Here is a 7,638-nt window from a genome sequence, read left to right as displayed (position 1 = left end):
CAACTCTCCACCGATATCAAACCCGCAGGGCTCCACTTATCGAAGCCGATTCGGTGTTCGAACAACCGGAGCCACCTCTGTAAGGGTCCCGAACCCGGCGGCCCTTCTCGCTCAGTCACTCAAGGGGTGGACGCACTACACGCCAAAGATCTTGCTGCCTTTGTGTGAACTCAAGTTCGCCATTTGCGGTTGCTTTCAACGCGTCGTAGGGTTCCATTCCCCGCGAAAGGTGGGTCGCGAACTCCACTAGGTATAGCCGGGCCATCGTTAGCACCACCGTCATCTGCACTGCGTTCTCTCGAGCTTCGGGAAGACAACTTGCTTGCTCAGACAGCCAGCTAAGAACATCGTCGGCTCCTGCAACTTGTTTGGCGTTCATGAGGCGTCTCCTAGTTATTGCAGCGGGTCGACCATGGTGTCAGCCGGTTCGTCCCGCGTGACGCTTCGTGCTCGGCGAAACGAGGCCTGCGCGTCCACCGCCAACGTCCACAGCAGACCAAACAAGTTGCCCAGCTCGTCGTCTTCGAGCATGTCCAGTGCGTGCCTGCTGTGCGTCATTGCAAGCACAGCGACCATCTGCTCGACTTTGAGGAAAACATCGTCGATGCACCGCGAGAAGTGGGGGGTGCGTTGCTGCTCAGCAGCGGCACAATTGCAAGTAGCCATTTTCAGCTCCAGATCAGTTGAGGGTGGTTAGGAGTGCAGGCCTGTTAGCGCAGGCCTGCACCCCGCCATGACTGTCCCACAGCTTCCGCCGGCGGGCAAGCAACTTTCGTAGATGCGCGCAGTAGCGTCTTGTTGCTGTACCAATCGGTACAGTTAGCGGCAGATCGGTACAGCGGTTCAGCCCCTCGGCGGTGTCCCCAACAGCACCGTAATCGCCGGCGCGTCGCCCTCGTCCCAGCCTTCCAGCCCTTGTAGCTGCGCAGCGCCTGCACCGTCGGAATGCCGAACGCGGTGCCGAGCAGCCCCACGATCGACATCACCGCCGGTTCGTCGACCTCGCCTTGCACCGCCCGCTAACCCGCCCGGTTCACGTCCGTTGCGATACGAGCCACCGGCGGGCGGCCGTAGTCGAAGCCACCGACCGCGCCTGAGAGCTCGCGCGCGAACACCGCCATGCCGAGCAGGTAGGACACCTGCCACTTCGCGAGCTTCTTGGCCAAGGCCTCCGTGTCCCTTGGGCGGAGGAATGGCCGCATGTCGGCTTTGGAGAGTCAGGTCGAACAGCCGTTCGCGACCCTGAAGAGACATTCGGCTGTCCCGAATTCGACGCCACAAAGCGGTTGCCGGACCCGCATTCAGCCACCCAGGGAGGAACGCCACAGGACACGCGCAGCCCGGTCAATGCCTCGTGGTCGGCACGATGTGTTCCAGCAGGCCCCGCAACTGCGCCGCATCCAGCGGCTTCACGAGGTGATGGTCGAACCCCGCTCGGCGCGACGCGAGGCGGTCTTCTGGCTGGCCGTAGCCAGTGAGTGCGATCAGGACTGCATGGCTGCCCGCGTGAAGCTGGCGCAGGCGCTTGGCCAGTTCATAGCCGTCCATGCGAGGCATGCCGATGTCGAGGATGAAAACATCCGGCGCCATCTCTTCGGCCCGAGCAAGCGCATCGAGCGGATCGTGCTGGACATTCACCTCGTGACCCTGCGCTTCGAGCAACATGCCCAACGTGTCGGCAGCATCCGAATTGTCGTCGACGACCATCAGACGCAAGCGGTTGCCCGCCGGAAACGGGGCGCCGGCAGGGGCCCCGTTGAATTGCTCGTCCCCCAGCGCCCGCGGCAATGTCACCGTGAACGTGCTGCCCCGGTTCAGACCCGGGCTTTGCCCCACGACAGAGCCGCCATGCGCCTCGACCAGGCTCTTGACGAGCGAGAGCCCGATGCCCAGCCCACCTTGCGTGCGGTCAGCCGAACGGGCACCTTGGATGAACAGGTCGAAGACGCGCGGCAGCAGCTCCGGCGCGATGCCGACCCCCGTGTCCGAAACAGAGACTTTCACACGCGCTTCATCAGCGCTGACGTGCACAACAATCGCCCCGCGCTCACCGGTGTACTTCGCTGCGTTGTTGATGAGGTTGGAAAAGACCTGAGTCAGGCGCTCCCTGTCGCCCAGCACCATGCAACTCTCGTCGACGTGCACCTGCAGTTCCTGGTGTTTCGCGTCGATCAACGAGCGTGCCTGCTCGATGCCGGCGGCAACCACTGCAGCGACGTGGCAGTTGTTCTTGTTCAGCGTGATGGCACCGCGCGTGACCCGCGCGACGTCCAGCAAGTCGTCGACCAACCCACTGAGGTGTTTAACCTGCCGCGCAATGATGTCTGATGCGCGCCGCACGCGTGGGTCACTACCCTTGTCGGTCAGTCGCAGGATTTCCGCCGCGTTCCGAATCGGTGACAGGGGGTTGCGCAGCTCGTGCCCGAGCATGGCCAGAAACTCGTCCTTCTGCCTTGATGCCGCGACCAGCTCGCGCTCGTTGCGGCGTTGTGCAGTCACGTCGCGCAGGATTGCCAGCACGCCAATACGGCGCCCGGCATCGTCGGGGATGCCGTCCAGCGTGGCCTCGATGATCTTGCTCTGCGGCCCGACTCGCGCGCTCCATTCCGCCTTGCGGCCGGCCTGCCCGGCGGCCTCGTTGAACAGCGCTGTAACGTCGCCGGGCGAATCGAACAGCTCGGACAGCCGCGTACCGAGCACCCGCGACGCGTCCCGCCCGAACAGTCGGCGGGCGCCGTCGTTCCAGGATTGAATGCGCTGATGGTCGTCGAGCGACACGATGGCATCCGATGCGTGCCGCAGCACGCTCCCCAGCAACAAATCGGACGCGACCAGGCGGCGGTGCTCGGACGCCTCGACGGGAGACGGCCTCGTCAAGCTCAGTTTCATGCGGTCCAAAGTCGTGCGCAGCCGCTGGCCATGCACGTGCTGCATCAGCGCAGCGTGAATGCGCTCGCACAGCAGCGGGTCGTCGGCACGCTCAAGATGCCAGGAGGTGCCAGTGGGGGTAGAGAACATCAGGGCGCGGCGCAATGCTGGCTCGTGTGCTGCAGACATTAGGACCATGCAGCCCGCCTTCGGTGCGGCTCGGGCCAACGCACGCGCCGTGCCCACCTGGTCGAGTTGCTGAACCACCAGCACCACCAGCGCTACCGGGTCAGGCAGCGATGGCGGCTCGCTAGCCGGCTGGCCGGCCAGACCCGCACTGCCGTCCGACCGTGCCAGCAGGGCCAGCGCTGCGTCGCAGTCGTGATGAATCAGCAGTAATCCACCGGTGCCTTGCACGGCCGCATCGAGCGCTTCCTTCACGCCGGTCTCCAGCGGCGCGGCGCTCCAGACCAGAACCGAAGTTTGTCCCGAGGAATGGGACGGCGCCACAGCAAGGGTGGCGTTCAAAGCAGCGACAGCCCCATTGCGCTGCGCCCGGTCCATATTGTCAGCATCTCGGTTGTCGGCGACATGACATGGCTGGCGCGTGCGTCGCGAAGGAGCCGCGACAGCGTGCTGTTCTCGCGGTAGGCCATGCCGCCGCAAAGCGTCATCGCTTCATTGGTGACAGCCACTGCTGCGTTCGCTGCGTCGGCCTTGCAGGCCAGTATGGCCGTCAGCGCCTCGGCGCTGCCGAGGTCGCCTGCGTTGGCCGCATGTTGCAGCAACAGTCGACTCCGCGCGACGCTGGTCCACATCTGGCCGACGCGGTGCTGCAGCAGATCGATCTCGCTCAAGGTGGCGCCGGAGTGGGCATGCCGACGCGACCGCAAGTGCGCGATCGTGATGTCGAGCGCCGCCTGCGCCACGCCCAAGTAGGTACCGGCGATGGCAGTCAGGAAGTACGGGGCCACCACCTCGAACACGTACCACGCCTGGTCGCCCTCCGTGCCTAGCAGATTGTCGGGCGGCACCAGCGTGCCCTCCAGCGTCATCGGACGCGAGGCGTTGCCTCGCATGCCGAAGCCGGCCCATTCCGCGCCCCAGGTCACGCCATCTGCATCCGCATCGATGACGACGCAGCTGAAGTCGCCGTTGGCTGAGACGCTGCTGGCTAGCGTGGACACCACGTAGGAATCCGCATGGCCTCCGTTGGTGACGAACTGCTTGGTACCCTCGACGACGTAGCCGGCGTCGGTGGCGGTAAGCTGAGTCTGCGGCAGAAAAAAGTGAGCGCCGCTGGCGCTCTCGGACAGCGCCAGCGAGGTGAGGTGCTGCCCTGCGGCGATCGGCTCCAGATAACGCGCGCTCTGAGCCCCGGAGCTTTTCGCGGCAATCACGGCGGCCCCGACGCAATGCATGCCAAAGCACATCGCAGTCGAAGCGCATCCCCGTCCCAGGGTCTCGGTGATGGTGGCGAGCCCCAGCAGGCCCTGACCAAGCCCGCCATGCGATTTTGGAACGGTCAAGCCGGTCAGGCGCTGTCCGGCAAGCGCTGTCATGGCGGCCCCGGGCCACTGTGCGTTCGCATCTACTGCGTCGGCCGCGGGTAGCAGCACGTCCACGACCAGGGCGTCCGCGATGTCCCGGAGCCTCAGCAGTGCATCAGGAAGCAGGGTGTCCATGTGCAACAGACTTTAGGTCATGGGGAGGGTGCCTGCTGTGCGTCAAGTCGGTGCCCCGTGGCGCGGCGACAGTCTATTCGAGACTGCCCCAATTTTTTGGGACCCGCGACGGGCTCGGTCGGTGAACCTGATCGACGAACTCGGCGTGATGCCATCGTACTTTGCCCTGGTGGCATTCATCAACGACGCGTTACGTAAGCGCGGGACGATGGCCAGGTGAGCTGGTCGAAAGCTGTCGGTAGCCAGGGACGGCTGATGGCCGGCAATGTGAGTACGAGCAAGTGTGAAGCGGACATTCGGCATTGTTCGTCACAGGTGGGTCAGGTCGGGCGCCATCGAATACGAGAGATTGGTTCGAGGGCACGGTGGCTTTCAGGCAAGGTCAGCGAACTGCTCAGCGCGCTGACGCGCCACAGCGGCGTCCACCAGCTCGCGAATGCGGGCAACGCGGCAAGATGCTTCTGCAGCACGGCGGGCCGCCGGCGTCGCGGGCGAGAGGCTGCTGGCAGTCAGCACTGGCACAGTGATCGGCTCGCCCAAGCCTGTGTAGATCGAGATGAGTCGCGCCCCGGCGGCCACCGAGTCGAGGGCCGGCGGCGCGCGGCGCGCGGCGTTCGCCGCTTCGAGACGGGCGATGCGGCTATGCCAAGTCACCGTAGCGATCCGCTTCAAGCGCACGCAGGCGCTGCTCCAACTCGTCGGCCTGCTTCAACGTGCCCAGCCTGCCCAAGGCCGTGATCAACTCGCTGGCCACGTCTGGGGGCAGCTCACCGTTGACTGCGGCTGCCAGAATCTGCTGGCCCTGGTCGGTCAAGCCGGCGCCGCGGTCCAGGCCCGGTAGCTCGATCGTTGCCGCCTGCGGTTTGAGGGCGGGAAGCACGCGATCGAGGAACAGCCGGAGCGCCTGCAGGTCGCCGGCCTTCGCGAGCTCGATCAGCTTGGTGATGACAGCAGGCGCGGCCTCGTGCAGCTTTGCGCGCAAGGCTGCGTCTTCCTTCGGGCGCCCCGATGGATTACCGCTTTGGCCTTTCTTCCAAAGTCCGGCGTGGCGCGGCGGCTCGCTCATCAGTGCCGCGCGGGCTGAGCCGCTTTCTCGGCGGCGGCTTGCTGCTCCGTAAGCTTGTCAGCCATCCAACTCGCCTCGGCAAGCCAGTCGACTGCGCACTGCTGGGCGTGCCGAGCGATCACTTTCGCGAGCGCGCATCGGAGTTCGGCAGCACGTTGCTCGCTGCCGGCGCCAATTTGCTTGGCGATGACGCGCTCACACACCGTGGCGGCCAGGGCGATGGCGTCCACCGTGTCCAGGTCTTGGGCCTTCTCGCTCATAGCCTGCCTGCCTTGCGCAGCTCGCGCGCCCTGGCAGCGATGACGCGCACCACCTGGGGGTGATCGCCGGCTCCGGCCTCGAGCCAGGCGACGATGCCAGGGTGGGAGGCGGCCAAGCGCTGCACCAGCACCTTGGCGTCGGCGAGCGCCTGGGCCACTCCATCGGGCCGGTAGTCCGCCTGGAGCGCTTCCCGGGCCATCGACGCCCACTGCTGCCGCTGCTCGTCGCTCGCTGGGCGCTGGTAGATGGCGGCACCGACTTCGGCGAGGGTAGAGGCTTCGGTGTTGGAAAGCCCGGCCTCGGCAAACACCGGCGCCCACTCTCCCGCGACTGCGTTCGCCTGCTCGCGGCTCATGCCGTCGTGCTCGATCATGGTGGTGGCGATGCCGCGCTGTGCATCCCCGTGCGTGTGCATGCCGCCGAACAGCCGTTCCTCGGGCGTCGCGTCGGCGGGCGGCGGGGGCGACTCGGGCTTCGTCATGCTGCCGAACAGCCGTCGCCCAAGTTCTTCATCGGGTGACAGCGGCGTCTCTGGCGCGACCGGATCAGCGAGTAGGTTCTCAGCCATTGTTCGTCTCCAGTTCATCGCGTGCGATGAATTCGGAGAGCACCGTGACGATGTTGTCGGCAGCCTTGCGCAGACCAGCAGCAACGTCGGGCGCCTTGCCGGGGGCAGACACCGTTACGTAGGGGTCCATGCTTGGCCGGGTACGGCCGACGCCCGCGGAAGCCAGCGCGTGGGCGAGCGCCGCGCCGATGGTCATCTCGCAGTTGGCAAGGCCCGCCCTGGAAGCATGACGAGCGATGAAGTCCTTGCCGGAGCCCGCGCGCAGACCTGCCGCAGCGAGCGCCAGGCGCTCCTGTTGGACAGCCTGAATGCGTGCGAGCAGCGGCCCGATGCCGTGGATGTATTCCACCGCCGCCGCGGTGGCGGCGATTGCTTCCTCGGTACCGGCGAGATAGGCCGGCACTCGCTCCTTTTGCAAGGCGAGCGCCGCCTGCTTCGCCGCCACCGTGTTCTTTGACGCGTCGACGATGCTGGCTTTGCGCAGGCGTTCGATGTGGGCGAGTCGTTCCGCCCGCTCGTCCTCGAGCGCTTTGACCTCGGCCTTCAAAACGGCGCTGTCAGGGTCGCGTGCGAGGGCGAAGCAGCACTCGCCGTGCAGTTCGTCGAGCTTGTCGATCTCGTGCTGGTGCCTGGCCACCTGGCCATTGATGGAGTTGTCGGTCGGGGTTTTCATGCCGGGTGCCTTTCGGAGGCGAATGGGGTCAAGTTGGCGATAGCGCTGTGGTGGCCGGCGAGCTCGTCGGCGATCGCGCGGAGCCGCGCCGACGATGTGAGGTCGATCGGATCACGATGCGCTGCAAGCACCTCCCGGCAATGGCGAGCCTCTGCCTCGGCAATGCGCTCTTTGTGCCAAGCGATGCGACCACCGATGTCGGTGCGGTCTTGCGTCATGGGGTGTAGATGCTCTGGCGCTGGCCAGCCGTGCGCTTGCCGCGCATTCGCTCCTCGATCGCGTCGACCTCGGCCAGCTTCTCGGCAATAAGGCCCGCCTCGGCGCCATCGGTGACGAGTTGCGCGTGCTCTGCAAGCGCATTGCGGCGTTGCGTCTGCAGGCGGTTGAGCAACATCGGGCCGAGCTGCGTGCACAGGTCGGGCTCTTTGTAGAGCGGGATGTGTGCCAGGGAATCAATCATGAAAGGCATCCATGCAATTGCGATGCTGGGCAATGTACGAACGGAACAAGCGGTTAT

11 protein-coding genes are annotated in these 7,638 nt (G+C 65.6%); all 11 read right to left on the bottom strand.

What is annotated here, in order from left to right; all coding sequences use genetic code 11:
• Positions 1-115: 115 nt before the first annotated feature.
• The 11 genes from H0W40_RS11450 to H0W40_RS11400 all read right to left on the bottom strand — a co-directional run bounded on the left by H0W40_RS11450 (position 116) and on the right by H0W40_RS11400 (position 7,581).
• Positions 116-379, bottom strand: coding sequence for a hypothetical protein (locus H0W40_RS11450; RefSeq protein WP_292446265.1), 264 nt, complete (start codon positions 377-379; stop codon positions 116-118).
• 14 nt (positions 380-393) lie between these two features.
• On the bottom strand, positions 394-666 hold the full coding sequence (locus tag H0W40_RS11445) for a hypothetical protein (protein ID WP_292446263.1): 273 nt from the start codon (positions 664-666) through the stop codon (positions 394-396).
• Between the two features lie 353 nt (positions 667-1,019).
• Positions 1,020-1,166, bottom strand: coding sequence for a hypothetical protein (locus tag H0W40_RS11440; protein ID WP_292446261.1), 147 nt, complete (start codon positions 1,164-1,166; stop codon positions 1,020-1,022).
• 178 nt (positions 1,167-1,344) lie between these two features.
• A complete protein-coding gene (locus H0W40_RS11435; RefSeq protein WP_292446260.1) occupies positions 1,345-3,396 on the bottom strand; it encodes an ATP-binding protein in 2,052 nt (683 codons plus the stop codon).
• Complete coding sequence (locus H0W40_RS11430; protein ID WP_292446258.1) at positions 3,393-4,553, bottom strand: acyl-CoA dehydrogenase family protein; 1,161 nt, start codon at positions 4,551-4,553, stop codon at positions 3,393-3,395. The genes H0W40_RS11435 and H0W40_RS11430 overlap by 4 nt, the downstream gene beginning before the upstream one ends.
• A gap of 640 nt (positions 4,554-5,193) precedes the next feature.
• On the bottom strand, positions 5,194-5,619 hold the full coding sequence (locus H0W40_RS11425; RefSeq protein ID WP_292446256.1) for a DUF5681 domain-containing protein: 426 nt from the start codon (positions 5,617-5,619) through the stop codon (positions 5,194-5,196).
• Positions 5,619-5,879 (bottom strand): hypothetical protein, encoded by a 261-nt coding sequence (locus H0W40_RS11420; protein ID WP_292446255.1) that lies wholly within the window; start codon positions 5,877-5,879, stop codon positions 5,619-5,621. Before H0W40_RS11420 ends, H0W40_RS11425 begins: the two co-directional genes overlap by 1 nt.
• Entirely contained in the window at positions 5,876-6,448 is a 573-nt protein-coding gene (locus H0W40_RS11415) for a hypothetical protein (RefSeq protein ID WP_292446254.1), read from the bottom strand. Before H0W40_RS11415 ends, H0W40_RS11420 begins: the two co-directional genes overlap by 4 nt.
• Positions 6,441-7,121, bottom strand: coding sequence for a hypothetical protein (locus H0W40_RS11410; RefSeq protein ID WP_292446252.1), 681 nt, complete (start codon positions 7,119-7,121; stop codon positions 6,441-6,443). The genes H0W40_RS11415 and H0W40_RS11410 overlap by 8 nt, the downstream gene beginning before the upstream one ends.
• Positions 7,118-7,339: a hypothetical protein gene (locus tag H0W40_RS11405; RefSeq protein WP_292446250.1), complete on the bottom strand. Its 222-nt coding sequence runs from the start codon at positions 7,337-7,339 to the stop codon at positions 7,118-7,120. The genes H0W40_RS11410 and H0W40_RS11405 overlap by 4 nt, the downstream gene beginning before the upstream one ends.
• The gene (locus H0W40_RS11400) at positions 7,336-7,581 is read right to left on the bottom strand and encodes a hypothetical protein (RefSeq protein WP_292446248.1); all 246 of its coding nucleotides are present in this window, start codon (positions 7,579-7,581) and stop codon (positions 7,336-7,338) included. The genes H0W40_RS11405 and H0W40_RS11400 overlap by 4 nt, the downstream gene beginning before the upstream one ends.
• Positions 7,582-7,638: the final 57 nt, after the last annotated feature.

Source organism: Methylibium sp., from assembly GCF_013817345.1.
Classification (GTDB): Bacteria; Pseudomonadota; Gammaproteobacteria; order Burkholderiales; family Burkholderiaceae_C; genus Methylibium.
This window is presented reverse-complemented; position numbering and strand designations above follow the sequence as displayed.

Excerpts from the sequence above, each read along its gene's own strand:
- H0W40_RS11450 (WP_292446265.1), bottom strand. The coding sequence starts at position 379 with ATGAACGCCAAACAAGTTGCAGGAGCCGACGATGTTCTTAGCTGGCTG.
- H0W40_RS11445 (WP_292446263.1), bottom strand. The coding sequence starts at position 666 with ATGGCTACTTGCAATTGTGCCGCTGCTGAGCAGCAACGCACCCCCCAC.
- H0W40_RS11430 (WP_292446258.1), bottom strand. The coding sequence starts at position 4,553 with ATGGACACCCTGCTTCCTGATGCACTGCTGAGGCTCCGGGACATCGCG.
- H0W40_RS11425 (WP_292446256.1), bottom strand. The coding sequence starts at position 5,619 with ATGAGCGAGCCGCCGCGCCACGCCGGACTTTGGAAGAAAGGCCAAAGC.
- H0W40_RS11420 (WP_292446255.1), bottom strand. The coding sequence starts at position 5,879 with ATGAGCGAGAAGGCCCAAGACCTGGACACGGTGGACGCCATCGCCCTG.
- H0W40_RS11415 (WP_292446254.1), bottom strand. The coding sequence starts at position 6,448 with ATGGCTGAGAACCTACTCGCTGATCCGGTCGCGCCAGAGACGCCGCTG.
- H0W40_RS11410 (WP_292446252.1), bottom strand. The coding sequence starts at position 7,121 with ATGAAAACCCCGACCGACAACTCCATCAATGGCCAGGTGGCCAGGCAC.
- H0W40_RS11405 (WP_292446250.1), bottom strand. The coding sequence starts at position 7,339 with ATGACGCAAGACCGCACCGACATCGGTGGTCGCATCGCTTGGCACAAA.
- H0W40_RS11400 (WP_292446248.1), bottom strand. The coding sequence starts at position 7,581 with ATGATTGATTCCCTGGCACACATCCCGCTCTACAAAGAGCCCGACCTG.